We start from the raw sequence: 25,755 nt of genomic DNA on the forward strand, positions 1-25,755 counted from the left end.
CGTGAAGGCGGTTCAGTATCGCAAGGTGGGCGCCGCGCCGGAGGTCGTCGAGGTTCCGGTGCCCGAGCCGGGTCCGGGCCAGGTACTGCTGAAGGTGACGGCGGCGGGGCTGTGCCACTCGGACCTGGCGGTCATGAGCTGGCCCGAGGAACAGTTCCCGTATCCGCTGCCCCTGACGCTCGGTCACGAGGGTGTCGGCACCGTCGTCGCGCTGGGCAGCGGCGCCACGGACGTGGCGGAGGGCGACGAGGTGGCGGTGTACGGCCCGTGGGGCTGTGGCCGCTGCCGCAAGTGCGCGGAGGGCAAGGAGAACTGCTGCCCGCACGCCGCCGGGCTCGGCATCATGCCGCCCGGCCTGGGTTCTCCGGGCGCTCTCGCCGAGTACATGCTGGTGGACTCCTCCCGCCATCTGGTGCCGCTGAACGGACTGGACCCGGTGCAGGCCGCCCCGCTCACCGACGCCGGGCTGACTCCGTACCACGCGATCCGCACCTCGCTGCCCAAGCTCGTGCCGGGCGCCACGGCGGTCGTGATCGGCGTCGGCGGCCTGGGCCATCTCGCCGTACAGCTGCTGCGCGCCCTGACCTCGGTCCGGGTGGTCGCCCTCGATGTGAGCGCGGAGAAGCTGGAACTCGCACGCGCCGTCGGCGCCCATGAGACGGTGCTCTCCGACGGCGCCGCCGCGTCCCGAGTGCGCGAGCTGACAGGCGGCACGGGTGCCGAGGTGGTGCTGGACTTCGTGGGCGCCGAGGCGACCCTCGCGGTGGCCGCCGCGTCGGTGGCGACGGAGGGCGATGTGTCCGTCGTCGGCATCGGCGGCGGCACCCTCCAGGTCGGCTTCGGCGGCGGTCTGCCCTTCGAGGTGTCCGCCTCGGCCCCCTACTGGGGCAGCCGCCGGGAGCTCATCGACGTGATCGACCTGGCACGAGCGGGCCTTGTCTCCTCCCACGTCGAGACCTTCTCGATCGAGGACGCGCCGCTGGCGTACGAACGCCTGCACGCCGGGGAGATCAACGGCCGCGCGGTGGTGCTGCCGCACGGCTGAGCGGGGACGCCGGCTGTATGTATTCAGCCCCTCCGGCGTTTGAGGAGCGGGGTCTGGGGCGGAGCCCCAGAAGGACGGGACGGGTAGGGGCGGCGGGGGCGAAACCCCCCGCGGCACCCGGTGTTCACTCAGCTGCTGCCCGCCGGACTCCGTACACCCACGACCCTCTCCACACACCGCCGCAGCACCGTCAGGAACTCCGGCGTCTCCCAAGGCCCCCGGTCCACGCGCCCGGTGTCGTCCACACCCAGGTCCTGCACGTCGTACCGGCCCCGGCAGTGGCCGAGGGTGAAGTAGCAGACCTCGCCCAGACCACGCCGCTTGAGGTACAGCACGGGACGGGGCGCGTCGTCGAGCGCCGCCGTGTCACCCTCGGCGAACCCGCGGCACGGCCCCGTGTACTCGGCGTGCAGCAGCACCTCCAGCGCCCCGTGCAGCTCACACACGTACAACTCGTCGGCCACCGTGAACGGTTGGATGCCCTCGACGAGCGGATGGTCCGGCCGGGTCACCCGTACCTCGTACGGTTCGATCGGCGGGTGCGCCAGGAACTGGCTGCCGAGCACCCCCGCCAGGTCCCCGAGCAGCCGCGGGGTGGTGAACACCCGTGGCCGGCCGGCGGCCGGCGCCTCGATCACCGAGTTGGTGCCGTGCAGGGCGAGCCAGCGCCCGCCCCGCTCCACGAACCGTGTCAGCGCGGCCCGTTGGGACGGGCGGGGCCGCACGTCGCAGGTGTAGGTGACCAGCAGGTCGGCCCGCTCCAGGTCGGGCAGGCAGTCGTAGTCCTGGTGGACGGTGGTGCGGACATGGGGATGGCCGCCCAGCAGGTCCAGCAGACGCAGCCGCGCGAAGTCGAAGTCGTGCCATCTGCCGCCGCAGACCAGTACGGCGTCCAGGCGGCCGGCCGGGCCCGCCACGGCTCAGTACTGGACGCGGGTCAACAGCCCGCCGTCCACCACGAGGTTGACACCGACGCAGAAGGATCCGGTCACGCCCAGCAGGAACGCCACCGCCGCGGCCACGTCCTCCGCGGTGCCGTAGCGGCCGATCGGCAGCTTGGCGAGCACCTCCTCGTACACCTCCGGACGGCTGCTGCGGATGGTCTCCCAGGCGCCGCCGGGGAAGTCGATCGGGCCGGGCGAGACCGTGTTGACCCGGATGCCCTTCGGGGCGAGGGCGTGCGCGAGGGCGGAGGCGTGCTGGACGACGGCGGCCTTCATGGCGGAGTACGAGTTGGCTCCGGCCGGGCGGGCGGTGTCGGAGGCGTTGGTGGTGCCGATGGCCACGACCGCGGCCCGCTCGGAGGCCTCCAGGTACGGCAGGGCCGCCTCGACGAGTCCCGCGAACGGGATCAGGTCGCCGCGCAGGCTGGCCTCCCACGACTCGGGCCCCTTGACGTTGCCCGCCGACACGTTGGACACCAGCAGGTCCAGGCCGCCGAGTTCACCGGCCGCCCGCTCCACGAAGCCCGCGAGCGCGGCCGGGTCGGTGACGTCGACCGGCTCGGCGAACACGGTCGCGCCCTCGCCGCGCAGCTCCGCGGCGGCCTTGGCGAGGGCCTCCTCGCCGCGGGCGCACAGGGCCAGTGCGCAGCCCTCGGCGGCCAGGGTCGTGGCGATCGCCCGGCCGATGCCCCGGCTCCCACCGGTCACCAGCGCCTTCGCGCCTGTCAGTCCCAGATCCATCGTTTCTCTCCTCAGTGCTTTGGTTGTGCGGGGTGCTCAGTGCCTCTGCTGTGCGGGGCGTTCAGTGCCTCTGCTGTGCGGGTGCTCCGTGCCTCTGCTGCACGGAGGCTCAGTGCTTCTGGTGCGGGCGGGATCGATGCCTCCGGTGTCGGAGTGTGTCCGGAGCCGGGAGTGCGTCCCGTGTCGGGAGTGCGTCAGGAGTCGCGTTCAGTTGCCGGACAGTTCGGAGAACGGCACCCGGTCGACCCGCGGCTCCCCCGGCAGCTTCAGCACCCGCTCGCCGATCAGATTGCGCTGGATCTGGTCGGTGCCGCCGGCCAACCGGTAGCCGGGGGCCCCGAGCAGGTGTTCCGTCCACGCGAAGGTGCCCGGCTCCCCGGTGTCGGCGCCGATCCGGGCGCCCATCAACTCCGCGGCGACCTGCCCGGTTCGGGTGAGCAGATCGGATGCCATGAGCTTGGTCAGCGAGGCCTCGGGACCCGGCCGCCCGCCGGCCGCACTCGCCCGGGCGACACGGTCCACGGTGGCCGCCCGCAGCACGCCGCGTACGTACAGGTCCGCGAGCCGCTGGCGTACCAGGGGATCCCCATTCCGGTGCAGCGAGCGGGCGACGGCGAGTACGTCGTCGAAGGTGCCGCCCTTGCGCCGGTTCCCGGAGCCGGAGGCGGTGCGCTCGAAGGCGAGGGTGGCGTTGGCGACCTCCCAGCCCTGGCCGGGGCGTCCGATCCGTAGCTCGTCGGGGACGCGGACGCCGCTGAGGAAGACCTCGTTGAAGGAGGCGCCGCCGCTCATCTGGCGGATGGGCCGGATCTCCACTCCCGGGCTGTCCATCGGAACCAGGAAGGCGGTGATGCCGGCCTGCTTGACGACGTCGGGATCGGTGCGGGCGAGCAGCAGGCCGTGGTCGGCGAACTGGGCGCCCGACGTCCACACCTTCTGGCCGTCGATCACCCAGTTCTCGCCGTCCGGCCGCGCGCGGGTGCGCAGCGCGGCCAGGTCGGACCCGGCGCCGGGTTCGCTGAAGAGCTGGCAGGCCAGCAGATCCGTACGGAGGAAGGCGCGGGCGTAGGTCCCGCGCTGCTCGGGTGTCCCGAAGAGGGAGACGGCCATGGCGACCAGCCGCACCGTGACACTGATCAGCTCGGTGGAGGGCGGTACGTCGAACGCCGCCTCCTCCTGGGCGAAGACGGCAGCGTGGGCTGCGGTCAGGCCCTGGCCGCCGTTCTCCTTCGGGAGGGTGAGGGCCTGGTAGCCGGCGTCGTGCCGGGCTCGCTGGTAGGCGCGGCAGCGGTCGAGCAGCCGTCGTTCCTCGTCGTCCGGGAGGTTGTGGAAGACGGCGAGATCGGCGGCGGTGTGCCCGGTGGTCGCGGCGGGTTGCCGGTGTTCCAGCACGGTGGCCAGCCACTGGCGGACCTCGTCCCGCCACTCGTCCACCTTCGGTTGGGACATGGCGACCTCCTCGGCACACGTGTCCGAACTCATCGGACGGAACGCATCGAACGGCACTCAGAACGGCACTGATCAGCGGACCCCGAGCAGAGGCCACTTACCAGATCGCCGCTTCAGTAACACGAGCCCTACATGGAGGCCCGCACCTGTTCAACAAGGGAGAGTGCCTCCGACTCGGATCAGAGTGTTCCGTACTTTCTTGATAAACGCTACAGTCTTGGCGTCGACTCTCCCACCCGTCGGCCGATGGGCAGACGGGTGGCCCGCTGGAGCCGGGGAGAGGACGAAACGAGGAGCGCCGGAGGATCGATGTCCCTACAGCCACTCGACGTGCGTGCCCGCGAGCTGCCGGACGCGAGCGCCCTGGCCGACGACACGGAGAGCCTGTCCTGGTCCGGGCTGGCCGATCAGATGGCCCGCCTGACCGGCCGGCTGCTGGAGGTCGCGCCCGGGCCGCAGGACCGCGTCGCCGTCCTCGGCGACAACGCCGTGGCGACGATGGTGGCCCATCTCGCCGGGCTGCGGGCCGGCGTCGGCACGGTGGCCGCGTCCCGGCAGCTGACCGCCCGCGAGCTGGTCGACCTGCTGGCCGACGCGGGCGCCAGGGCGGTGATCAGCGGCCCGGCGGGCGAGTCGGCCGCCCGGCAGGCCGGCGCCGAACTCGGTCTCCCGGTCGTGGTGCACGGGACGCCCGCCAAGGACGACGCCCTCGACTGGGCCCAGTGGCTGGCGGGCGCCGAGCCGGTACCGGTGCCCGTCGGCCGCCCGGCCCGGCCGCCGCTCGTCTACACCTCGGGCACCACGGGACGGGCCCGCGGCACGGAGGTGCGCTGGGTGCGGGGCCCGGTGACTGACAGCGCCGCCTACCTGGAGGCGGTGGCCGCCCGCCCCGGCTTCCCGCCGGGTCCCCATCTGGTGTGCGGGCCGCTCCAGCACAACGGGCCCCTCACCGCGCTGCGCCACCTCGCGGCGGGCCGACCGGTGGTGATCCTCGGCCGGTTCGACGCGGAGACGTTCCTGCACCAGGTGGAGCGCCGGCGGGTGACCTCGTCGGTGATGGTGCCGACCCACTTCACCCGGCTGCTCGCCCTGCCGGAGGAGACACGCGCCCGCTACGACGTCTCCAGCCTGATGCAGGTCGCGCACACCGGTTCCGCCTGCCCGCCGGAGGTCAAGAGGGCGATGATCGACTGGTTCGGTCCGGTGCTGACCGAGTCGTACGGGGCCAGCGAGGCGGGCACGGTGGCGCGCATCGACAGCACCGAGTGGCTCGAGCACCCCGGTTCGGTGGGGCGCGTCCAGCCGCCCTTCGACGTCCTGGTGACCGGCGACGACGGTCGTCCGCTGCCCGCCGGGGAACTCGGACTGCTGGCCTTCCGGGCGCCGGAGGGCCGCGGCGTGCGCTACCACGCGGACGAGGAGAAGACCAAGGCCGCCTACGTCGCGCCGGGCGTCTTCACCCTCGGCGACATCGGCTACGTCGACCCGGACGGCTACATCTTCATCACCGACAGGGCCTCGGACGTCGTGGTCTCCGGCGGGGTGAACCTGTACCCGGCGGAGAGCGAGGCGGTGCTGGGTGAGCACCCGGCCGTGGCCGAGGTGGCGGTCATCGGCGTGCCCGACCGGGACTTCGGCGAGTCGCTGCGGGCCCTGGTCGTGGTGACCGACGGGAGCGCGCCGACCCACGAGGAACTGGACGCGTTCTGCCGCGAGCGGCTGGCCGCGTACAAGTGCCCGAAGTCGTACGAGGTCGTCCCCGAACTCGTCCGCAACGCCATGGGCAAGCTCGACAAGCGCGCGATGCGCCGCCCCTACTGGAACTCCGACCGGACGATCGCCGGCTGAGTCCGGCCCGCCCGTCCTCCCCTGCGAAGGATCATCCATGACGGAACTTCTGCTCGTCCGGCACGGCCTGCCCGTCGCCGGCGTGTTCGACCCGGGACTGTCGCCCGAGGGCACCGCCCAGGCCGAGCGCCTCGCCCCGTGGCTGGCGGACGAGGGCCTCGACGCCCTCTACACCAGCCCGTTCCAGCGGGCCCGACAGACGGCGGCGCCGCTCGAACGACTGACGGGCATGACGGCGACCGTGCTTGACGACCTGCGTGAGTGGGACACCGACGTCTCGCACCCCTACACACCGCCGGAGCAGATCAACGCGGACGACCCCCGGTCGGTGGCGCTCTCCGAGGGGCGGTACGAGGACTTCGTACCGGACCTGGACTGGGACGCCTTCCGGGGCCGGGCGGTGCGGGCCATGAACACCATGCTGGACGCCCATCCGGGGCAGCGGATCGCGGCCGTGTGCCACGGCGGCATCACCAACACCTATCTGGCGACGGTGCTCGAGATCCCCCGGATGTTCTGGTTCCACCCCGGCTACACCTCGGTCAGCAGGGTGCGCCGCATGCCCGGCGGACGGATCGTGCTGCACTCCGTGAACGAGACGGCCCACATGGTCGCGGTGCGCGCCGTCGACCCGGTCGGCTGACCTCCCGTTCCCGCCGCCCCTTCCCCATCGACACCCTTCAGGAGGCACCGGACATGCCCGGTTCCGTCATCGTCGCCGGAGCGAGAACGCCCATCGGCAAGCTCCTGGGCGGGCTGAGCAGCCTGTCCGCCGCCGACCTCGGCGCCCACGCCATCGGCGCCGCGCTGGCCGCTGCGCGGCTCGACCCGGCTGCCGTGGAGGCCGTCGTGATGGGCCATGTCGTCCAGGCCGGCGCCGGTCCCAACACCGCCCGGCAGGCCGCCGTGAGCGCCGGCATCCCGTTCGCGGTACCGGCGAGCACCGTCAACAAGCTGTGTCTGTCCGGGCTGCACGCCATCGCACTGGCCGACCTGATGGTCGCCTCCGGACGCCACGAGGTGGTCGTGGCGGGCGGGATGGAGTCCATGTCCGGCGCCCCGCACCTGCTGCGCGGGTCCCGCACCGGCTGGAAGTACGGGGCGGCGACCATGGAGGACGCCCTCGACCGGGACGCCCTGATCTGCGCCTTCGACGGGGTGTCCATGGGCGCGGCCACCGAGCGCTACCAGCGGCCCTTCGCGCTCAGCCGTGCGGAGCAGGACGAATACAGCGCCCTGTCGCACCGGCGGGCCCAACTCGCCCAGGAGTCGGGCGCGTTCGCCGCCGAGATCGCGCCGGTCACGGTGGCCGGGCGCCGGGGCGAGACGGTGGTGGAGGCCGACGAGGGCATCCGGCCGCAGAGCACCGCGGAGAGCCTGGGCCGGTTGGCGCCCGCCTTCTCGGCCGAGGGCACGATCACCGCGGGCAACGCCTCGCAGCTGTCCGACGGGGCCGCGGCCGTCGTGGTGATGAGCGCGGACCGTGCCCGCCGGGAGGGGCTGACCCCGCTCGCGGAGATCGGCGCCTACGGCACCGTGGCGGGCCCCGACCCCTCGCTGCTCGTCCAGCCGGCCGGTGCGGTGCGTGACGCGCTGGCACGCGACGGCCGCCTGAAGGCAGCCGACCTCGACCTCTTCGAGATCAACGAGGCGTTCGCCGGTGTGGCCCTGGCCTCCATGCGGGAACTCGGCGTCCCGCTGGAGAAGGTGAACGTCAACGGCGGCGCGATCGCCCTGGGCCATCCGGTCGGCATGACCGGCGCCCGGCTCGTCCTGACCCTCGCCCAGGAACTGCTCAGGCGCGGGGGCGGCACCGGCGCGGCCGCCCTGTGCGGCGGCGGCGGTCAGGGCGACGCGCTCCTGCTGCACGTACCGCGCGTCTGAGCGGCCCCGGCTCCGCGCACGCCGCGCCGGCCGGCCACCACCGCGGCGACCGCCGCCCACATCCCACCCGTACGAGACTCAGGTTGACGCACATGACCAGCCAGCCGCTCCAGGCCCCCCGGGCCGTTGACGTTCCCCGGTCCACCCCGACGGACCGCGACGAGGCAACCCTCGTCGTGGACGCCCGCGTTCAGGCCGCCGACGGTGTCGTGTCCCTGGTACTGCGCCGCCCTGACGGCGGCCCGCTGCCGGCCTGGACGCCGGGCGCACACATCGACCTGCTGCTGGACAACGGCCTCGTCCGCCAGTACTCCCTGTGCGGAAATCCCACCGACCCCGCGGTCTGGCAGATCGCCGTGCTGCGTGAACCGGAGAGCCGCGGCGGTTCCTCGTACGTCCACGATCGTCTCGTGGAGGGCTCGGCCCTGCGGGTGCGCGGGCCGCGCAACACCTTCCCGCTGCGCGCGGCCGAGCGTCATCTCTTCATCGCGGGCGGGGTCGGCATCACCCCGATCCTGGCGATGGTGGAGGCCGCCGAAGCGGCGGGAGCGGACTGGCGACTGCTGTACGGCGGGCGCACCCGCCGTTCCATGGCGTTCCTGGACCGCCTCACGCCCTACCAGGACCGGGTGCTGATCCGCCCGCAGGACGAGTACGGCCTGCTGGATCTCGCCACCTTCATCGGGGCGCCCCGCGACGGCACGCTGGTGCATGCCTGTGGTCCCGAGCCGCTGCTGCGTGCCACGCAGGAGCAGTGCGCCGGCTGGCCCACCGGGACGCTGGGCGTCGAGCGGTTCGCCCCGGCCCCGCCGACGTCCGAAGGCTCCCCGTCGAACGCCTTCGACGTGGTGCTCGCCCGGTCGGGACGTACGCTCACCGTGCCGGCGGACCGGTCGGTGCTCGAAGTGGTGGAGGACGCCGGTGTCCCGGTTCTGTTCTCCTGCCGGGAGGGCACCTGCGGCACCTGTGAGACGGACGTGCTGGACGGTACGCCGGACCACCGGGACTCGTTGCTCGACGAGGACGAGCGGGCCGCCGGTGACACCATGCTGATCTGCGTCTCGCGTTCCTGCGGCCCCCGGCTGGTGCTCGACCTGTGACCACGGACTGATCCCACGGCCGTGTTAGCACCACGCGGCTGAGAGGTCCTCAGGCCTGGGACTCCCGGGCAGGACCGCTGGTTCCCCTGACCACCAGTTTCGGGTCCAGCACGGCCTCCCGCGGTGCCGTGTCCCCGCCTTCCAGCCGCTCCACGGCGAAGCGCACCGCGTGCTCCGCCATGAGGAACGCGTCCTGGCGCACCGTGGTCAGGCCGATCGGCATCAGGTGGGACAGATGACTGTCGTCGTAGCCGACCACCGACATGTCCCGGGGAACGTCCACCCCCGCCCGCGTCAGCGACATCAACAGGCCCCACGCACACCGGTCGTTGCCCGCGAGGACCGCGGTCGGCAGGGGTTGCCCGCGGTCACGCTCCGCCAACAGCGCCTGACCCGTCTCGATACCCGACTGCTCGGTGTGGTCACCGGGGATGACCCGCGCCTCGGACTCCAGCCCGTGGCGGCGCATCGCGGCCCGGTAGGCACGCCGCCGCTCGGCCGACCCGGGGCCCCGGCCGCCGTCGACGTGCACGATCCGACGGTGCCCCAGCTCGACCAGGTGGTCCATGGCCTGCCGCACACCCTTGCCCTCGGCGGAGTGCACGAAGTCGACGTGGGCGTGGGGCACTCGGCGACTGACCGACACGGTGACCGTGCGGCGCCCCAGCCCGTCGAGGTAGGCGGCCTCCGCGTCGGGGCCGAGCAGGATCACCGCCTCACACCGGTGGCCGAGGAGTGCCTCGATCGCCTTGGCCTCCTCCCGGCTGTGGGTCGCCGCCGAGAGCAGGACGTCGTATCCGAGCCGTTCGGCCTCGGGGTAGATGCCGGCGATGAGGTCCGAGTGGAAGGTCTGGTGCACGGTGAACATCACGCCGAGCGTGCGGCTGCGGCCCCGGGCGAGCAGGCGGGCGGCGTTGTCGGGGTGGTAGCCGATCTCGTCGGCCACCCGCAGGACCCGTTCGCGGGTCTCCTGGCTGGCCCCCGGCCGGTCACGGAAAACGATCGACACGAGTGCCCTGGACACGCCCGCCTTCGCGGCGACGTCCGCCATCGTGGGCCGTTGCTTGGCTGACACATCCACCAGTGACCCTCACCCTTCGACGCGCCCCACCTTACGGCCGACCGCGAAATCCCCCGGCAACAAGCTATTGACATGACATTTGGACAGGGCTCATCGTACTTGCCTAGAGCGCGCTAGTAGAGCGCGCCAGGGCAGAAACACCCTCCTCCCACTGAAGCCACGTCCGACTGAAGTCCCCGCCCCTCCTGGCAAAGGACACACCATGGCAACGGCGCCATCCTCCCTCCGCACCATCGCGGGCAACCTGTGCCTGGGCTCCGCCCCCGACTCCTGGGGCGTCTGGTTCCCCGAGGACGAGCACCAGGTGTCGTACACCCGGTTCCTCGCTCCCGGTGTGCCGCTTCCCATCGCGGTCAGCACCCGTGAGCACCTGGTCAGCCGCGGGCTGACGGGTACCCGACGCCCGACTCTCGACCGCTAGGAGGCGCCCATGGATGTCAGGGACGACACGACTTCGGCCCGTACCACTTCCGCACCCGATGACACCCCGCCGGCGGTCTCCCGGCGGCTACGCCTCATCACCGTCATCGCCACCTTCGGCGGGCTCCTGTTCGGCTACGACACCGGCGTCATCAACGGCGCCCTGCCGTACATGACCGACGACCTCGGTCTGACCCCCGTCACCGAGGGCATGGTCACCAGCTCCCTCCTCCTCGGCGCGGCCCTGGGCGCGGTCACCGGTGGGCGGCTCTCGGACGCGCGCGGACGGCGTCGTACGATCCTCGTCCTCGCCGTGGTCTTCTTCGTCGGCGCGCTCGGCTGCACGCTGGCGCCGAACACGGCGGTCATGGTGGTGGCCCGCTTCGTGCTGGGTCTCGCGGTCGGCGGTGCCTCGGTGACCGTGCCCGTCTACCTCGCCGAGGTCTCCCCCGCCGAGCGGCGCGGCGCACTGGTGACCCGTAACGAACTCATGATTGTCAGCGGCCAGTTGCTCGCCTTCACCTCCAACGCGATCATCGCCCGGATCGGCGGCGAGTCCGGCGGTGTATGGCGCTGGATGCTCGTCCTCGCCACCGTCCCGGCCGTCGTGCTCTGGTTCGGCATGCTGGTGATGCCGGAGAGCCCGCGCTGGCTGGCTTCGCAGATCCGCTACGGCGAGGCCCTCGACGTCCTGCGGCAGGTCCGGTCCCGGCAGCGGGCCGAGGCCGAGATCGCCGAGGTGTCCGCGCTCGCCGTCAAGGAAGGGCGGGAGAAACTCGGCGGCTGGCAGGACCTGAGGACCACGCCGTGGCTGCGCAGGCTGATGTTCGTCGGTTTCGGGATCGCCATCGTGCAGCAGATCACCGGCGTCAACACGATCATGTACTACGGCACCCAGATCCTCACCGACGCCGGTTTCGCCGCCGACAGTGCCCTCACCGCGAACATCGCCAACGGCGTCATCTCGGTGCTCGCCACCTTCGTCGGCATCTGGCTGCTGGGCCGCGTCAACCGCCGACCGATGCTGATGACCGGTCAGATCGGTACGACCAGCGCCCTGTTGCTGATCGGAGTCTTCTCCCTGGTACTGCCCTCAGGTGACGGCCGCGCCTACGCCGTGCTCGCCATGACGGTCACCTTCCTCGCCTTCCAGCAGGGCGCGATCTCACCGGTGACCTGGCTGATGCTCTCGGAGATCTTCCCGATGCGGATGCGCGGCTTCGGGATGGGCGTCGCGGCCGTGGTGCTGTGGCTGACCAACTTCGCGATCGGGCTGGTCTTCCCGTCCCTGGTGTCCGGTATCGGGATCTCCAACACGTTCTTCCTGTTCGTCCTGGCGGGCGTCGTCGCCCTGACCTTCGTCAACCGCTGCGTCCCGGAGACCAGGGGCCGCTCCCTGGAAACCCTCGAAGCCGAACTCCGCGCCCGTTTCTCCTGATTCTCCTGATTCTCCTTCCCCAAGGATTCGACATGACCGTACGTGTAGGTGTCATCGGCGCCGGAATGATCGGCCAGGACCACATACGACGACTCACCGACGTCGTCACCGGGGCCACCGTCACCGCGGTGACCGACATCGACCAGGCCCGCGCCGCCGAGGTCGCCGCCCACGTCGGCGCCGCCGCCCCGCCGACCGGGGACGACCTGATCGGCTCCCCCGACGTGGACGCCGTCCTGGTCACCTCGTGGGGCCCCACCCACGCCGGACACGTGCTCACCGCCGTCGCCGCCGGCAAGCCCGTCTTCTGCGAGAAACCCCTCGCCACCACCGCCGAGGACTGCCTGCGCGTCGTCGAGGCCGAACGCGCCCGCGGCCGCCGCCTGGTCCAGGTCGGCTTCATGCGCCGCTTCGACACCGGCTACCGCCAGATGAAGGAGGTCCTCGCCTCCGGCGCCCTCGGCAACCCGCTGATCGTCCACTGCGCGCACCGCAACCCCACCGTCCCGGACACGTACACCTCACGGATGGCCGCGCAGGACACAGCCGTGCACGAGATCGACGTGCTGCGCTGGCTGCTCGACGACGAGATCGTCTCCGCCCAGGTGATCGCCCCGCGTGCGACCCGCAAACGGTTCGAGCACCTCCAGGACCCGCAACTGATGTACTTCGAGACCGCGAACGGCGTCCGCATCGACCTCGAGGTCTTCGTCAACTGCCAGTACGGCTACGACATCCAGTGCGAGACCGTCGGCGAGGAAGGCCTGGTGCGGCTGCCCGACCCGGCCACCGTCGCGGTCCGCGGCGCCGGACGTCACGGCACCGCCGTGCCGCAGGACTGGAAGGCCCGCTTCGTCGACGCCTTCGACACCGAGTTCCGCGAGTGGATCGCCTCCGTCGAGGCAGGCGCCGAGCCCACCGGCCCCTCCGCCTGGGACGGCTACGCCGCCACCGTCATCACCGACGCCGCCGTCCGCTCCCTGGAGTCCGACGGCACCGTCGTCACCGTCGACATGAAGCCCCGACCCGCCCTGTACGGAGGCACCGCGTGAAGATCGCCCTCGACCCCTTCATGTTCCGCGCCCTGCCCATCGACGCGATGGTGCGCACCGTCGCCGAACTCGGCTACGAGTACATCGAGTTGTCGCCCCGCGACGACTTCATGCCGTTCTTCCTGCACCCGCGCGCGGACGACGAGCGGATCGCCGAGCTGAAGACCGCCCTGCGCACCCACGGCGTCACACTGTCCTCCGTCCTGCCGCTGTACAAATGGTCCTCCCCCGACGAGACCGAGCGGCAGGCCGCCGTCCGCTACTGGACGCGCATGATCGAGATCGCCGCCGACCTCGGATGTCCGCTGATGAACTCGGAGTTCAACGGCCGCCCCGAGCGAGCCGCCGAGAGCGAGGCCGCGTTCTGGCGCTCGATGGAGGAGCTGCTGCCGCTGTTCGAGCGCGAGGGCATCGCCCTCAACCTGGAGGCCCACCCGGACGACTTCTGCGAGGAGAACACCCCGGCCGTGGACCTCGTCCGCGCGATCAACAGGCCCTGGGTCAACTACCTCTACTGCGCCCCGCACTCCTTCCACCTCTCCGGAGCGGATCCGACGGCGGACATCGCGGCGATGATGCGCTACGCGGGCGACAAGCTCCAGCACGTGCACATCGCCGACTCCTTCAACCACAAGGGTTCCTCCGGCCTGCGGTACATCCTCAACCCGCCCGGCACCACCGCCCGTATCCACCAGCATCTGGACATCGGCCAGGGCGAGGTCGACTGGGACGCCTTCTTCGGCACCCTGCGCGAGCTGCGCTTCGACGGCGTCGCCACCGCCTGTGTCTTCGCCTGGGAGGAACGCGCCCGCGAGTCCTCCGCTTTCATGCGCGACCGCATCACCAAGGAACTGGCCGCCTGACCTGGACGCCGTTCCACCCCATCCAGCACTGACCACCCTGACCAGCACAGTGAGGTGCGAGGGACATGCACAGACACCACAGATCCGTCACCCTGTCCGCGGTCGTCGTCGCCGGCGTCCTGCTCGCCACCGGCTGCTCCAGCAGCTCCGGCGGGAAGAAGTCCGAGGACGGCGGAGCCGCCGCTTCAGCGGGCAGGGCCTCCACTCCCCGCATGACCGTGGCCATGGTCACCCACGCCTCCCCCGGCGACACCTTCTGGGACCTCATCCGCAAGGGCGCCCAGGCCGCCGCCGCCAAGGACAACATCAAGCTCGTGTACTCCAGCGATCCCAACGCCGGAAACCAGGCCAACCTCGTGCAGAACGCCATCGACCAGAAGGTCGACGGCATCGCGCTCACCGCCGCCAAGCCGGACGCCATGAAGGACGTGGTCGCCAAGGCGAAGGCGGCCGGCATCCCGGTGGTCGGTTTCAACTCCGGGGTGGACGACTGGAAGAAGCTCGGCATGCTCGAGTACTTCGGCCAGGACGAGAACATCGCGGGCCAGGTCTTCGGTGAACGCCTCAACAAGCTGGGCGCCAAGCACGCCCTGTGCGTGATCCAGGAGCAGGGTCAGGTCGCCCTGGAGGCCCGCTGCGCCGGCCTGAAGAAGGGCTTCAGCGGCAGGACCGACATCCTCTACGTCAACGGCACCGACATGCCGTCCGTGAAGTCGACGATCACCGCCAAGCTCACCCAGGACTCCTCCATCGACCAGGTGGTCACCCTCGGCGCACCGATCGCGCTCACCGCCCTGCAGTCCCTGTCCGACTCGGGCAGCAAGGCCGAAGTCGCGACCTTCGACCTGAACAGGGAGCTGGTCAAGGCCGTCCAGGACGGCACCATCGAGTTCGCCGTCGACCAGCAGCCCTACCTCCAGGGCTACCTCGCCGTCGACTCCCTCTGGCTCTACCGGAGCAACGGCAACGTCAGCGGCGGCGGCACCGCACCCGTCCTCACCGGTCCGGCCTTCATCACGAAGGACAACGCCGCCAGCGTCGCCGAGTTCGCCGCGAAGGGCACCCGGTGACGAGTGTGACCAGCCAGACCTGGCCGGCGGTGACCTCACCGCCGGCCAGAGGTAGGTGGGTGGACCGGTCAGGCCGCGGAGTCGAGCCGTTCGCGCTGCTCGGCGGTCAACTCCAGTGACACTCCCGCGATCGCCTCGTCCAGCTGCTGGACCGTGCTGACGCCGACGATCGGCGTGGCAGCCGGGTTCCCCCCGGTCAGCCACGCCAGCACCACCCGGTTGCGGTTGGTGCCGGTCTCGGCGGCGATCTCGTCGAGCGCCGCGAGGCGACGGGCGGTGCCGGGGTGGTCGTACTCCGTCGGCAGGGGCTTGTCCACGCGGGTGTAGCGGCCGCTCAGCAGCGGTGTGTAGGCCCACAGAGCCATGTCGGGGTGGTGCTCCAGATAGTGGAGCACCTCGTCGGTGACCGCACCGAACCGGTGCACCACGGTGGGCCGGGTCTCGGGGCGCGGTCGCAGGTAGGTGTGGTGCTGCTGCACCGCGGTGAAGCCGGCGCCGCCCTGGGCCCGCGCGATCTGACGGGCCCGCTCGATCTGCCAGACAGGGTAGTTGGAGCAGCCGAGGCGGCCCACGGTGCCCGCGGACACCAACTCGTCGAGGGCGGCGACCGTCTCGTCCAGCGGTACGGCCGGATCCGGCTTGTGGGCCCAGTACAACTCGACGTGGTCCGTGCCGAGTCGGCGCAGGCTGCCCTCGATCCCGCTCTTGACGGCCCCGGCCGACAGACCTTCCGCCGTCTCCGGGAACCGGCCGGCCTCGGTCGGCTCGCAGCCCACCTTGGTGCTGATCCTGACGCGGTCACGGACACCCGGACGGCTCGCCAGCCAGCGCCCGAGCAACATCTCGCTCTGCCCACCGAAACCGGTCGGGTCCGCCCAGAACGAATAGCAGTTGGCGGTGTCGATCCAGACGCCTCCGGCGTCCACGAAACGGTCGAGGAGCTCGTACGATCGGCGCTCGTCCTGAACCGTGCCGAACAGCATGGCGCCAAGAACCAGGTTTTCCTTCATGCGCCTCACGGTATGCGGATTCGGATTGGCGGTACGCTCCAATCCCGTGGCTGATTCCCAGACCAATCTCGCGTGGGCGACACTGCTGGACGTCAGTCCGCCGGAGCGCGGCCGACGGCGCCTGCACGATCGTCTGGCTCACGCGCTGCGGACCTCGATCCGTGACGGCCGGCTGGCGGAGGGCGCCGCCGTGCCGCCGAGCCGGGCGCTCGCCGAGGAGCTCGGCTGTTCCCGTTGGGTCGTGACGGAGGCGTACGGGCAGCTCATCGCGGAGGGCTACCTCAGTGCCCGAGTGGGCTCGGCCACGCGTGTCTCGTGGTCACCGGAGACCGCGCCGCAGCACTCTCGGGTACGGCCCGCACCGGCGCGGGCACCGGTCCGGTACGACCTCGCGCCCGGCCTGCCGGACCTGCGGGCGTTTCCGCGCCGCCGCTGGGCGGACGCCGTCAGAACGGTCACCGGCTCGGCCGTCCACTACGACCTCGGCCTGCCCGACCCCACCGGACACGTGGTGCTGCGTACCACCGTCGCGCAGTACCTGCGGCGCTCACGCGGCGCGGACACGCACACCGAGTCCGTGTCGGTGTGCGCCGGCGTCACCGACGGTCTGGTACGCGCCTGCCGAGCGCTGCGTGCCGAGGGGATCGCCGATCTGGCCGTGGAGGAACCGGGCTGGGGGCGGCTGCGGACCGCCGCGACGAGCGCCGGCCTGCGCGTGCACCCGGTGCCGGTGGACCACGACGGCCTCCGCGTCGACGACCTGGCCCGTACGCCGGCCCGGGCCGTCGTCGTCGGCGCGGCGCACCAGTTCCCCACCGGCACGGTCCTGTCCCCGGCACGCAGGGCACGTCTGGTGCGCTGGGCCCGCGAGGTGGACGGCTTCGTCATCGAGGACGACTACGACGCCGAGTTCCGCTACGACCACCACCCGGTCGCGGTCATGCAGGGGATGGATCCGAGCCGCGTCCTGCTCCTCGGTTCGGTCAGCAAGACACTGTCGCCGGCCCTCGGACTGGGCTGGCTGGTCGCTCCTGCCGCGATGACCGCGGCGCTGCGGGCAGCGAACCCCGTCGCCACCGCGCCACCGGTGCTGGACCAGCTCGCGCTCGCCACCTTCATCGACCGCGGGTGGTACGACGCCCACCTGCGCGCGTCGCGACGGCGGTTCCGCTCCCGCCGCGACCTGCTGGTGCGGACGCTCTGCGCCCAGGTTCCGCAGGGCCGGGTCTCCGGCACCGCCGCCGGGTTGCACATCGTGCTCCATCTGCCGGACGTCACCGACACCCGCGAGGCGGTCCGGTCCGCGACCGCCGTCGGGCTGCGCCTGGCGGACCTCGACGACTACCGCACCGAGCCGTCGGAGAAGCGCGCGCTCGTCCTCGGGTACGGCAACATCAGCGACACGGAGATCCCCCCGGCCGTGGCGCTGCTCGGTGAGGCGTTGCGTTCTGCCGCGGGTAAGCGGGTCAGCGGCTGAGCGGGTGAGCGGGCGATTGCGGTCGGGTCCTGGCAGCCGCGTCCTCTCCGGGCGCCGGAACGGTCCTGGTGGAACAGTGGGAGACGGGAGCGACGGGCCGTGTGGCGCCCCCGAGGTTCGGGCCGGGCGAAGGAGGCCGCGATGAGTCAACCTGTGCTGGCAGGTGTGGACGGGTCCGAACGCAGCTCGGCGGCGGCCGACTGGGCGGCCCATGAGGCCGTCCTGCGTGGGGTTCCGCTGCTGCTGTTCCACGCCTCGGTGGCGCTTCCCGGGAACACCGTGCCGGGCCCGGCCCTGGACAGGCTGCGTCACGTGGGTGCCCGGATCCTCCAGCGGACGGTCGCCGATCTCTGCGAGCGCCACCCGCACCTCGACGTGCGGGCCGAGCAGGCCGACGACGCCCCGGTCGCGGCTCTCCTCGGCGCGGCTCGCGAGGCAGGGCTCCTGGTCGTAGGTATGCGCGGAACGGGCGGTTTCCCGGGTCTCGCGGTCGGCTCGGTGGCCCTGCGGATGGCGGCCGCGGCCCCGTGCCCGGTCGTGCTGGTCCCCCACCGGCCCGGCACCTTCGGAGCGGGAACCCGCACGGCACGCGACACCGCCCAGGTCGTGCTGGGGTTCGACGCACATCGTCCGGTCGGTGAGGCCGCGGACTTCGCGTTCTGGGAGGCCGAGACACACACGGCGGGTCTGCGCGTGGTCCAGGCATGGGTCGTGCCCGCCGAGTCGGTGTCACCGCGGATCCTGGTGGTGACCGAAGAGGACCGCGCGACATGGGAGGACCAGGAGGTTCTGCGGCTCTCCGACGCCCTGCGCGGGTGGCAGGACAAATACCCCCGTGTGACGGTCCGCACCGATGTCATGCTGCTTCACCCCGCGGAAGCGCTCCTGAACACGTCCCGGAGTGCGGACCTGCTCGTCGTGGGCCGCCGCACCGACCCCCGGGCGACCGAAGGGCGGCTGGGCCCGGTCACGCACGCCGTCCTGCATCATGCCCGCTGCCCGGTGGCGGTCGTCCCCCATGCCGGCTGACGGCTGCCCTGGTCAAAGGCCGGGTGGGTGGCCCGGTGACCACCGTCGGCCCCGGTCAGCCGAAGAACACCTCGAACTCGTCGTACAGCGCCGGATCCACCACCTTGTTCTCCGCGGTGGCATCGGCGAGGGGGTACCGGACGATCCGGGTGCTCTGCAGGGCGACCATGACGCCGAAGTCACCGTCCTTGACCGCGTCGATGGCGTGCAGCCCGAAGCGTGTGGCCAGCCAGCGGTCGAAGGCGCTCGGGGTGCCGCCGCGCTGGACGTGCCCGAGGACCGTGGTGCGGGCGTCCTTGCCGGTACGGTCCGAGATCTCCCGGGCCAGCCATTCACCGATGCCGGACAGCCGCACATGCCCGTACTCGTCCAGCGACTGGTCCTTGACGACCATCTGTCCCTCCTTGGGAACGGCCCCCTCGGCCACCACCACGATCGGCGCATAATTGATCTTGAACCGGCTCTTCACCTGCTCACAGACCTGATCGATGTCGAACGGCCGCTCCGGGATGAGGATCACGTTGGCGCCGCCCGCGATACCGGCGTGCAGGGCGATCCATCCGGAGTGCCGCCCCATCACCTCCACCACCAGGCTGCGCATGTGTGACTCGGCCGTGGTGTGGAGCCGGTCGATGGCCTCGGTGGCGATGCCGACGGCGGTGTCGAAGCCGAAGGTGTAGTCGGTGCCCGAGACGTCGTTGTCGATGGTCTTCGGCACGCCGACCAGGCGGATCCCGTGCCTGCTCAGCTCGGTGGCCACGCCCAGCGTGTCCTCGCCGCCGATCACGACGAGCGCGTCCACGTCGTGCGAGGCGAGGGTGTCCCGCACGCGGCGCAGTCCGTCCTCGTGCTTGAACGGGTTGGTGCGGGAGGAACCGAGGATGGTCCCGCCTCGCGGGAGGATCCCCCGCACGCCGGCGATGTCCAGCGGCCTGACGTCGTTCTGGAGCAGACCGAGCCAGCCGTCCCGCACGCCGACGAAGTCGAAGCCGTACTCCTGGACGCCTTTGCGTACGACGCTGCGGATCACGGCGTTGAGGCCGGGACAGTCACCGCCACCGGTCAGCACTCCGACCTTCATGGGCTTCCTCCCATCCGCTGAACGCCCCGCGTGCCTCCAGCGTCCCTCGGTTCCAACCGCAGTGGCCACTCGGCGGTCCGCGGCCCGGCGCCCCGCCGCCGGGGGCTTCGCGGCGCGGTCAGTCCCTGAGGGCCTCGATCAGTCCCTGAGGGCCTCTATGCGGGCAGGCACGTGCTTGTGCCACGGGGTGCCGGCGATCGGGTCGCGCCAGCGCAGGTCGGTGAGGGTGTTCAGGGCGACGCCGGTACGTTCGGTGGTGCCGTCCGCGGTGGGGAGGTCCAGGCCGAGGCCGTTGGGCAGGGCGGCGTGTCCGGGCTGCATACGGTCGTCGACCTCGACGGTGGCCTGGGCAGTGCCACGCCCGGTGGTGATCTGCGCCCGGGCGCCGTCGGTCAGGCCGAGTTGCTCGGCGTCGTGCGGGCTGATCCGCAGGGCGCCGTCGGGGTCGCGCTTGCGCCAGGTGTTGTCGCGGAAGATGGCGTTCGCGGTGAACGCCCGGCGCTGTCCGGCGGCCAGCACAAAGGTCCGGGGCGGGTGCGTCATCTGCTCGTCCTCCTCATCGACAGCCGTGTGGCTGTGTCGACAACCGTCCGGCTGTGCTGGTCGGTCCCGCTTGCGCACGCGCCGGACGGAGTCAGCCGAGAGAGGTGTCCGCGTCCCGCAAGGCGTCCAGAGCGGGTGCGTACATACGGGCCTTGATGGTGCCGAGGGTGTCGCCGGCCTTTCCGACCTGGGCCTGGGCGATCTCGACGGCGGTCCGGCGTACGGCGTCCTCGTCCACCGCGCGGTCGACGAGGGCTGCGGCGAGGGCGTCCTGGCCTCCGTAGCGGCTGGCCGTGGTCATGGCCTCGTGCGCGGTCTGCGGGGTCAGCCGGGACTGGATCAGCGCGGACATTCCCGGGGTGAAGGGGATGTTGATGTCGGCCTCGGGCAGGCACCAGTAGCCGCGGTCGGCCCGCATCACACGGAAGTCGTGTGCGAGGGAGAACATCGCGCCCGCCGCGAAGGTGTGCCCCTGCAGGGCGGCCACGGTGATCACGGGCAGCGACAGCATCCGCGCGAGGAGCGCGTGGACGTCGGCGACATACTCTTTCTGCTGGTCGGCGTGGGCGAACAGCCATTCCAGATCAAGGCCGTTGGAGTAGAACTTCCCGGTGGCGGCGGTCACCAGAGCACGCGGCCCGTCCGCCTTCTCCACCTCGTCCAGCGCGGCATCGACGGCGGTGAGCCAGTCGGGGTGGAAGCGGTTCTCGCCATCTCCGAGGTCGAGGATGAAGACGTTGTCCTGGCGGTCGAGTGTGGGCATCGCCGTTCCTTGTGGTGTCAGGGTGATCGAGTGACAGGTGGTCAAGGCCGTGGAGCCGGGCCGGTGTCGAGCAGGGCATGGGTCAACAGGTCATGGATTTCGGTGGCGGCCGCCTCCAGCGGGGCGGCGCTCCGTTCGGCCCGGCACATGATCACCGCGCCTTCGACCGCGGCGATGACAAAGGCGGCCAGCCGCTTGCCCCGCGCCTCGGGCAATCCGTGCCGGACGAACATGGTGGCGAGCGCCTCCTGCCAGCGTCCGAAGACCGCGGCTGCGGAACGGGCCAACTGGGGAGCCTCGTCGTTGGTTTCCACGGCCACCGCCACGATCGGGCAGCCGGCCCGGAACTCGCTGTCGACGAGCTGCTCGCGCCACATGGAGAAGAAGGCGTCGATCGCCTCCACCGGGTCGTCGGCCTGCGTCATGTTCTCGATCAGACCGCCTATGAAGTCACCGGCGAACGCCACTGCCTCATCGAGCAACTGCGCCCGTCCGCCGGGAAAGTGGTGGTAGACCGAGCCGCGCGGGGCACCACTGTGCCCGAGCACGCGATCGATGCTGGTCGCGCTCGCCCCGTGCTCACGCAGCAGCAGCGCGGCACTGAGCACCATTCGATCGCGGCTGCCGCCCTTGCGCGGGCTCATACGCCCGACACCCCGTCGACTGCGTACCCGACGAGCGCGCGCCCGGACAGCGGACTGTCGCCCATGTTGTGCGCCTTCCTTGCACGAATGAACTGCACCATGAAGCTACCAAGCGGTAACTTATGCTATATGGCATAGGTCATGCAAGGGCTCGGCGGCACGCCCGCGGAAGGGTTCGGCAGCACGTCCGGGGAAGGGGTTCGGCGGCACGTCCGCGTCGGTGCCTCCTCCGCGGAACGGGCCGGATTCGCCCCGGATCGGCGACCGGACGAAGTCCGGGCACCGATCACTGGGGGAATGTCCGCGCGCGGACGGCAGGTCTGGCAGTCACTGTCCGTACCTGGGGCTCCATTGGGCCGCCTCGACAGCCGCGCGCAGTTCCTCCTGCGTGGCCTTCGGGGCGACGCCGTCCTCCACCGCCGCCGTCGCCGCGGCCAGCGCGATCTCCCGGGCCGCGTCCCGCATGTGCCGCAGGGGCGGCAGCAGCGGCGCGGGGACATCACTGTCATCCGGCACGAACCGGGCTGCGCAGTCACCCACCGCGCGGGCGGCGGCCACCATCATCCGGTCCGTGACCCGGGTGGCCCGGCACGCGGTGACCGCCAGGCCGATGGCAGGAAACACGTACACGTTGTTCGCCTGCGCGACCGGCACCTCGCGGCCGTCGACCGTGACGGGCGGGAACGGGGAGCCGGCGGCGACCAACACCTTGCCGTCCGTCCAGCGCACCAAGTCGGCAGGGTCGGCCTCGGCGTGGGAGGTCGGGTTGGAGAGCGGGAAGATCACCGGGCGGTCGCAGGAGGACGCCATCCGCCGCACGATCTCCTCCGTGAAGGCGCCGTGCGCGGTGGACAGCCCGATCAGCACGGTCGGCTCCACCCGGTCCACCACCTCGGCCAGGCTGTACGACTCCTGCTCGTCGTCGCGGGCGTACACCCGCTGCTCGTCGGTCAGTCCGTCACGATTACCGGTCAGCAGCCCGTCGATGTCCACGAACCAGAAGCGGGAGACGGCCTCCTCCTCCGGCACGCCGTCGTCGACCAGAGCGATGCGGATCATGTCGGCCACACCGACCGCGGCGGAGCCCGCGCCGAGGATCACGATCCGCTGGTCGGCCAGCCGGGTCCCCGCCACCCTCGTCGCCGTGGTCAGCGCACCGAGCGCGACGGCGGCGGTGCCCTGGATGTCGTCGTTGAAGGTCAGCAGCCGGTCGCGGTAGCGGGTGAGAATGCGCCGGGCGTGCGCCGTCGCGAAGTCCTCCCACTGCAGCAGCGTCCCCGGCAGCTCAGCCTCCACGGCCGCCACCAGCGCCTCCACCAGCTCGTCGTACTCGGCCCCGGTGACCCGGCGCTCGCGGCGGCCCAGGTAGTGCGGGTTGTTCAGCAGCTCCTCGTTGTCCGTCCCGGCGTCCAGCAGGATCGGCAGCGTACGAGCGGGATGGATGCCGCCGATCGCCGAGTAGAGGCTGAGCTTGCCGATGGGAATGCCCATGCCGCCCACCCCCTGATCACCCAGGCCCAGGATGCGCTGGCCATCGGTGACGACGATCACGTCCACGTCGTCCTGCGGGCGGTTGCGCAGGATCTCCCGGAAGCGGTGCCGGTCCTCGTACGAGAGGAACAGTCCGCGTGGGCGGCGGTAGATCTCGCTGAAGCGGCGGCACGCCTCGCCGACGGTCGGGGTGTAGACGACCGGCAGCATCTCCTCCAGGTGGCGGGTGACCAGCCGGTGGAACAGCACCTCGTTGGTGTCCTGGAGCTGGCGCAGGTAGATGTGCCGGTTCAGCGGCTTGTCGTAGCCGAGGAACGCCGCGTACGCCCTGTCGGCCTGGTCGTCCAGGGTCTCCACGGCAGGCGGCAGCAGCCCGTCGAGACCGAGCTCTGCCCGCTCCGCCGCGCTGAACGCGGTCCCCTTGTTGCGCAGAGGGTCATACAGAAGTGCGGTGCCTTGGCGGGATTCGTTCACTGTCATGCCGTCTCGCCTGCCCCGCATGCGGTGGCGCTCACGCCAAGCCATGTGCAAGGCATCGGCAAGGAACGGTCACCCTGCCGCCACCCTCTGCCGGACGCGGGCCCGGCCCCTCAGCACCCGCGCCGCCTCCCGCACATCGACCCGTTGGCGGCGGCAAGCGGAGGAGCGCTGTCAGTGGCGGGTGGCAGCATCGGACGCATGACGGACACCACGGCATTCGACTGGCGGTCCTTCCTGCTCAGGTGGAGCGAGGAGTGGGCGGATTCCCTGCCGGACGGCGAGACGCAGGCTGAGGACGACGAGGCCGCACGGCGGGCACGGTGGCTGGGGTTCCCGTCCGCGTCCGAGGAGCGGATCGCAGCCATGGAGGAGCGCCTCGGTCTGCGGATGCCCCCGTCGTACCGGGAGTTCCTCAAGGTCAGCGACGGGTGGCGGCACGCGGGCGGGTTCGTGTGGCTGCTGGCGGGGACAGAGGACGCGCGCTGGCACAACGACGAGTCGGGGCTCGGGGTCATGTTCGAGGAGTACCTGGACGAGGATGCCGGGCCCGAGGAGCGGCGGGAGGCGGACATCTGGCGGCGCGGACTTCAGCTCGACGTCGAGTCCGACGCCACATACGTCCTGATGGACCCCGAGGACGTGGACGAGGACGGCGAGTGGGCCGTGTACACGTGGGCGAGCTGGCGGGCGGCGCCACCCGAGCGGCACGCGAACTTCCTCGAGTTCATGCGGGACATGCACCGGGAATTCCACAGCCTGCGGGCGCACCGGAGCGACGGGGAGCCGGCGTTCGCCAACGACACGACGCGGAAGCTGGACGCCCAGGTGGAGGAGGCCCGGCTGGAGGCGCTGCGCGGCAGCTGGGAACGGTCCGTCAAGGCGCTGGACGAGGCCAAGGAGTACGGCCGGCCGCGGGCAGCCGGGCTGGGCGACCAGATACGCCGCCTGCTCGGACAGACCTACATGGTCTACTTCGGCGGCCTGGTGTCGGACCCGCGGTACGTGCCGGAGCTGCTGCCGCCGCTGGTCGCCGAGCACGCGGCGCACTCGTACCGGGACGACTCCACGCTGAAGTTCCATCTGAGGGGCGCTGACGACGACCTGTTGACACTGGCTCACGCGACACTGGATCAGGTCAGGGACGGCACGTACCGGTACACCGCGGCCGGACCGTTCGGGGAAGCGGTCGAGCGGGCGCGTGAGCTGGCGCGGTGGGGAGACACCGACGGGGCGTGGCGGACGCTGATGAATGCTCTGCCCCTGTGGAAGCCGCTGGGGCCGGATCACCTGGCGCCGCTGGGGTGGGTGGCCGACCCGGTGCTCGGGCCGCTGCTCACCCCGGAACGGGGCCGCGAGCTGCTGTCCACGCCCAGAGGCGGGCAGGTGGGCGACGCACCGAGGCCGACGGCCGGGCTCGACCCGGGCGACCTGGCGTGGCTCGCGGAGCCGGACCCGGGCAACAACCGCACGTCCTACCGGTTTGTCCTGGTGGAGGGGGTGGAGCCGACGGAACTGCCCCGACGTCTCGCGGACGCGGACGGCGCCGTACTCAACGAACCCATGACCTTCTGGCAGGCGCGCCACGAATCGCCGTACCACCACAGGGAGTTCTCGTCCTACGAGGACAGGTCCCACATGGCGGTCGGCCGGGCCGGCACCTCCTGGAGCTTCGCCTTCGAGGGCGATCCCGCCCCGTTCGACCGGCGGCGGTTCGTCTCCCCGGCCGCGGCCGCCAGCGCGGGCACCCGCGCGGTGGTGGTGTGGTGCGGCCTGAGGACATGGCACGGGGAACCGTTCTTCCACCTGTCGGTGGCGCGGGACGGTGCCGAGCAGTACGCCTTCACGTACGCGGACGGGGAAGTCCGGCAGAGCGGGGAGATGCCACGGGCGTTGGACCCGAGTCGGTTCTTCGGCGACCTGGAGGACAGCGCCGCAGCAGAACGGTCCCTGCTGGAAGCGGTGACCGGGGAGTTCGGTGCCCGCCTGCCGCGACACGCCATCTTGAACGGGCGGCTGCACACATTCACCACCCGTTCCTGGACGCGGCCGCCGAGGGACGGCGAGACGTACGCGGTGATCCGCATGCACCGGGCCGCCCCACGCCCGGCGGACGGCGAGCGGACTGGAGACAACGGGCCGGGAAGCAGGTAGAGATCGGCCAGGCCGCGATGCACCCACGGCGGCCAGGAGCCAGAAGCAGACGACCACGCCGAGCGCGGCGGTCAGCAGGATCGTGGGCAGGCCCGTGGCCGCTACCAGAAATGTCGGCATCTCCTGATCCCCCCTCTCCACGCGCGGCGCG

Annotated in this window: 22 protein-coding genes and 1 pseudogene; 13 read left to right on the top strand and 10 right to left on the bottom strand. The window is 71.5% G+C overall.

Annotation, left to right across the window (positions count from 1 at the left end):
- Position 1 precedes the first annotated feature (1 nt).
- A complete protein-coding gene (locus ACFYRY_RS03485; protein ID WP_389139510.1) occupies positions 2-1,045 on the top strand; it encodes an NAD(P)-dependent alcohol dehydrogenase in 1,044 nt (347 codons plus the stop codon).
- A gap of 128 nt (positions 1,046-1,173) precedes the next feature.
- Here the strand turns inward: ACFYRY_RS03485 and ACFYRY_RS03490 are convergent, their stop codons facing one another.
- The 3 genes from ACFYRY_RS03490 to ACFYRY_RS03500 all read right to left on the bottom strand — a co-directional run bounded on the left by ACFYRY_RS03490 (position 1,174) and on the right by ACFYRY_RS03500 (position 4,179).
- Positions 1,174-1,962: a ThuA domain-containing protein gene (locus ACFYRY_RS03490; RefSeq protein ID WP_389139512.1), complete on the bottom strand. Its 789-nt coding sequence runs from the start codon at positions 1,960-1,962 to the stop codon at positions 1,174-1,176.
- A gap of 3 nt (positions 1,963-1,965) precedes the next feature.
- Positions 1,966-2,730, bottom strand: a complete 765-nt coding sequence (locus ACFYRY_RS03495) for an SDR family NAD(P)-dependent oxidoreductase (RefSeq protein WP_389139514.1) — start codon at positions 2,728-2,730, stop codon at positions 1,966-1,968.
- A 207-nt stretch (positions 2,731-2,937) separates the two neighbouring features.
- Entirely contained in the window at positions 2,938-4,179 is a 1,242-nt protein-coding gene (locus ACFYRY_RS03500) for an acyl-CoA dehydrogenase family protein (protein WP_389139516.1), read from the bottom strand.
- Positions 4,180-4,488: 309 nt separating this feature from the next.
- On the opposite strand from ACFYRY_RS03500, the gene ACFYRY_RS03505 reads away from it, so the two are divergent.
- From ACFYRY_RS03505 to ACFYRY_RS03520, 4 genes are all read left to right on the top strand, one after another.
- Positions 4,489-6,027, top strand: coding sequence for an AMP-binding protein (locus tag ACFYRY_RS03505; RefSeq protein ID WP_389139518.1), 1,539 nt, complete (start codon positions 4,489-4,491; stop codon positions 6,025-6,027).
- A gap of 37 nt (positions 6,028-6,064) precedes the next feature.
- Complete coding sequence (locus ACFYRY_RS03510) at positions 6,065-6,670, top strand: histidine phosphatase family protein (RefSeq protein ID WP_389139520.1); 606 nt, start codon at positions 6,065-6,067, stop codon at positions 6,668-6,670.
- Between the two features lie 53 nt (positions 6,671-6,723).
- Positions 6,724-7,911, top strand: coding sequence for an acetyl-CoA C-acyltransferase (locus ACFYRY_RS03515; RefSeq protein WP_389139521.1), 1,188 nt, complete (start codon positions 6,724-6,726; stop codon positions 7,909-7,911).
- Positions 7,912-8,003: 92 nt separating this feature from the next.
- Positions 8,004-9,011 (top strand): PDR/VanB family oxidoreductase, encoded by a 1,008-nt coding sequence (locus tag ACFYRY_RS03520; protein ID WP_389139523.1) that lies wholly within the window; start codon positions 8,004-8,006, stop codon positions 9,009-9,011.
- Between the two features lie 49 nt (positions 9,012-9,060).
- Here ACFYRY_RS03520 and ACFYRY_RS03525 read toward each other — a convergent pair whose 3' ends face one another.
- Positions 9,061-10,062 (bottom strand): LacI family DNA-binding transcriptional regulator, encoded by a 1,002-nt coding sequence (locus tag ACFYRY_RS03525; RefSeq protein ID WP_389141044.1) that lies wholly within the window; start codon positions 10,060-10,062, stop codon positions 9,061-9,063.
- A 232-nt stretch (positions 10,063-10,294) separates the two neighbouring features.
- Here ACFYRY_RS03525 and ACFYRY_RS03530 point away from each other — a divergent pair.
- The 5 genes and pseudogenes from ACFYRY_RS03530 to ACFYRY_RS03550 all read left to right on the top strand — a co-directional run.
- A pseudogene (locus tag ACFYRY_RS03530) lies at positions 10,295-10,417 on the top strand (2-keto-myo-inositol dehydratase); the annotation flags it as partial.
- Between the two features lie 105 nt (positions 10,418-10,522).
- A complete protein-coding gene (locus tag ACFYRY_RS03535; protein WP_389139525.1) occupies positions 10,523-11,950 on the top strand; it encodes a sugar porter family MFS transporter in 1,428 nt (475 codons plus the stop codon).
- Between the two features lie 32 nt (positions 11,951-11,982).
- Positions 11,983-13,002, top strand: a complete 1,020-nt coding sequence (locus ACFYRY_RS03540; RefSeq protein ID WP_389139527.1) for a Gfo/Idh/MocA family protein — start codon at positions 11,983-11,985, stop codon at positions 13,000-13,002.
- Positions 12,999-13,865: a sugar phosphate isomerase/epimerase family protein gene (locus ACFYRY_RS03545; protein ID WP_389139529.1), complete on the top strand. Its 867-nt coding sequence runs from the start codon at positions 12,999-13,001 to the stop codon at positions 13,863-13,865. Before ACFYRY_RS03540 ends, ACFYRY_RS03545 begins: the two co-directional genes overlap by 4 nt.
- A 65-nt stretch (positions 13,866-13,930) precedes the next feature.
- Entirely contained in the window at positions 13,931-14,935 is a 1,005-nt protein-coding gene (locus ACFYRY_RS03550; protein ID WP_389139531.1) for a sugar ABC transporter substrate-binding protein, read from the top strand.
- A gap of 68 nt (positions 14,936-15,003) precedes the next feature.
- Here ACFYRY_RS03550 and ACFYRY_RS03555 read toward each other — a convergent pair whose 3' ends face one another.
- On the bottom strand, positions 15,004-15,945 hold the full coding sequence (locus ACFYRY_RS03555; RefSeq protein WP_389139533.1) for an aldo/keto reductase: 942 nt from the start codon (positions 15,943-15,945) through the stop codon (positions 15,004-15,006).
- A gap of 46 nt (positions 15,946-15,991) precedes the next feature.
- Between ACFYRY_RS03555 and ACFYRY_RS03560 the strand changes: the two genes are divergently transcribed.
- Positions 15,992-17,422 (top strand): PLP-dependent aminotransferase family protein, encoded by a 1,431-nt coding sequence (locus ACFYRY_RS03560; protein ID WP_389139535.1) that lies wholly within the window; start codon positions 15,992-15,994, stop codon positions 17,420-17,422.
- A gap of 141 nt (positions 17,423-17,563) precedes the next feature.
- Positions 17,564-18,451: a universal stress protein gene (locus ACFYRY_RS03565; RefSeq protein WP_389139537.1), complete on the top strand. Its 888-nt coding sequence runs from the start codon at positions 17,564-17,566 to the stop codon at positions 18,449-18,451.
- 55 nt (positions 18,452-18,506) lie between these two features.
- On the opposite strand, the gene ACFYRY_RS03570 is transcribed toward ACFYRY_RS03565, so the two are convergent.
- The 5 genes from ACFYRY_RS03570 to ACFYRY_RS03590 all read right to left on the bottom strand — a co-directional run bounded on the left by ACFYRY_RS03570 (position 18,507) and on the right by ACFYRY_RS03590 (position 23,453).
- Complete coding sequence (locus tag ACFYRY_RS03570; RefSeq protein ID WP_389139538.1) at positions 18,507-19,532, bottom strand: 6-phosphofructokinase; 1,026 nt, start codon at positions 19,530-19,532, stop codon at positions 18,507-18,509.
- Between the two features lie 138 nt (positions 19,533-19,670).
- Entirely contained in the window at positions 19,671-20,075 is a 405-nt protein-coding gene (locus ACFYRY_RS03575; protein WP_389139540.1) for a molybdopterin dinucleotide binding domain-containing protein, read from the bottom strand.
- Between the two features lie 91 nt (positions 20,076-20,166).
- A complete protein-coding gene (locus tag ACFYRY_RS03580; protein WP_389139542.1) occupies positions 20,167-20,838 on the bottom strand; it encodes an enoyl-CoA hydratase-related protein in 672 nt (223 codons plus the stop codon).
- A 41-nt stretch (positions 20,839-20,879) separates the two neighbouring features.
- The gene (locus tag ACFYRY_RS03585) at positions 20,880-21,482 is read right to left on the bottom strand and encodes a TetR/AcrR family transcriptional regulator (protein ID WP_389139544.1); all 603 of its coding nucleotides are present in this window, start codon (positions 21,480-21,482) and stop codon (positions 20,880-20,882) included.
- A 327-nt stretch (positions 21,483-21,809) separates the two neighbouring features.
- Complete coding sequence (locus ACFYRY_RS03590; protein ID WP_389139546.1) at positions 21,810-23,453, bottom strand: NAD-dependent malic enzyme; 1,644 nt, start codon at positions 23,451-23,453, stop codon at positions 21,810-21,812.
- Between the two features lie 198 nt (positions 23,454-23,651).
- Between ACFYRY_RS03590 and ACFYRY_RS03595 the strand changes: the two genes are divergently transcribed.
- Positions 23,652-25,604: an SMI1/KNR4 family protein gene (locus ACFYRY_RS03595; RefSeq protein ID WP_389139547.1), complete on the top strand. Its 1,953-nt coding sequence runs from the start codon at positions 23,652-23,654 to the stop codon at positions 25,602-25,604.
- The last annotated feature ends 151 nt before the right edge of the window (positions 25,605-25,755 follow it).

The organism is Streptomyces sp. NPDC005263 (genome assembly GCF_042872365.1).
Lineage (GTDB): Bacteria > Actinomycetota > Actinomycetes > Streptomycetales > Streptomycetaceae > Streptomyces.

Coding starts and splice junctions, on each gene's coding strand:
- ACFYRY_RS03495 (WP_389139514.1), bottom strand. CDS start 2,730: ATGGATCTGGGACTGACAGGCGCGAAGGCGCTGGTGACCGGTGGGAGC.
- ACFYRY_RS03500 (WP_389139516.1), bottom strand. CDS start 4,179: ATGTCCCAACCGAAGGTGGACGAGTGGCGGGACGAGGTCCGCCAGTGG.
- ACFYRY_RS03505 (WP_389139518.1), top strand. CDS start 4,489: ATGTCCCTACAGCCACTCGACGTGCGTGCCCGCGAGCTGCCGGACGCG.
- ACFYRY_RS03510 (WP_389139520.1), top strand. CDS start 6,065: ATGACGGAACTTCTGCTCGTCCGGCACGGCCTGCCCGTCGCCGGCGTG.
- ACFYRY_RS03515 (WP_389139521.1), top strand. CDS start 6,724: ATGCCCGGTTCCGTCATCGTCGCCGGAGCGAGAACGCCCATCGGCAAG.
- ACFYRY_RS03520 (WP_389139523.1), top strand. CDS start 8,004: ATGACCAGCCAGCCGCTCCAGGCCCCCCGGGCCGTTGACGTTCCCCGG.
- ACFYRY_RS03525 (WP_389141044.1), bottom strand. CDS start 10,062: ATGGCGGACGTCGCCGCGAAGGCGGGCGTGTCCAGGGCACTCGTGTCG.
- ACFYRY_RS03535 (WP_389139525.1), top strand. CDS start 10,523: ATGGATGTCAGGGACGACACGACTTCGGCCCGTACCACTTCCGCACCC.
- ACFYRY_RS03540 (WP_389139527.1), top strand. CDS start 11,983: ATGACCGTACGTGTAGGTGTCATCGGCGCCGGAATGATCGGCCAGGAC.
- ACFYRY_RS03550 (WP_389139531.1), top strand. CDS start 13,931: ATGCACAGACACCACAGATCCGTCACCCTGTCCGCGGTCGTCGTCGCC.
- ACFYRY_RS03555 (WP_389139533.1), bottom strand. CDS start 15,945: ATGAAGGAAAACCTGGTTCTTGGCGCCATGCTGTTCGGCACGGTTCAG.
- ACFYRY_RS03565 (WP_389139537.1), top strand. CDS start 17,564: ATGAGTCAACCTGTGCTGGCAGGTGTGGACGGGTCCGAACGCAGCTCG.
- ACFYRY_RS03570 (WP_389139538.1), bottom strand. CDS start 19,532: ATGAAGGTCGGAGTGCTGACCGGTGGCGGTGACTGTCCCGGCCTCAAC.
- ACFYRY_RS03575 (WP_389139540.1), bottom strand. CDS start 20,075: ATGACGCACCCGCCCCGGACCTTTGTGCTGGCCGCCGGACAGCGCCGG.
- ACFYRY_RS03580 (WP_389139542.1), bottom strand. CDS start 20,838: ATGCCCACACTCGACCGCCAGGACAACGTCTTCATCCTCGACCTCGGA.
- ACFYRY_RS03585 (WP_389139544.1), bottom strand. CDS start 21,482: ATGAGCCCGCGCAAGGGCGGCAGCCGCGATCGAATGGTGCTCAGTGCC.
- ACFYRY_RS03590 (WP_389139546.1), bottom strand. CDS start 23,453: ATGACAGTGAACGAATCCCGCCAAGGCACCGCACTTCTGTATGACCCT.
- ACFYRY_RS03595 (WP_389139547.1), top strand. CDS start 23,652: ATGACGGACACCACGGCATTCGACTGGCGGTCCTTCCTGCTCAGGTGG.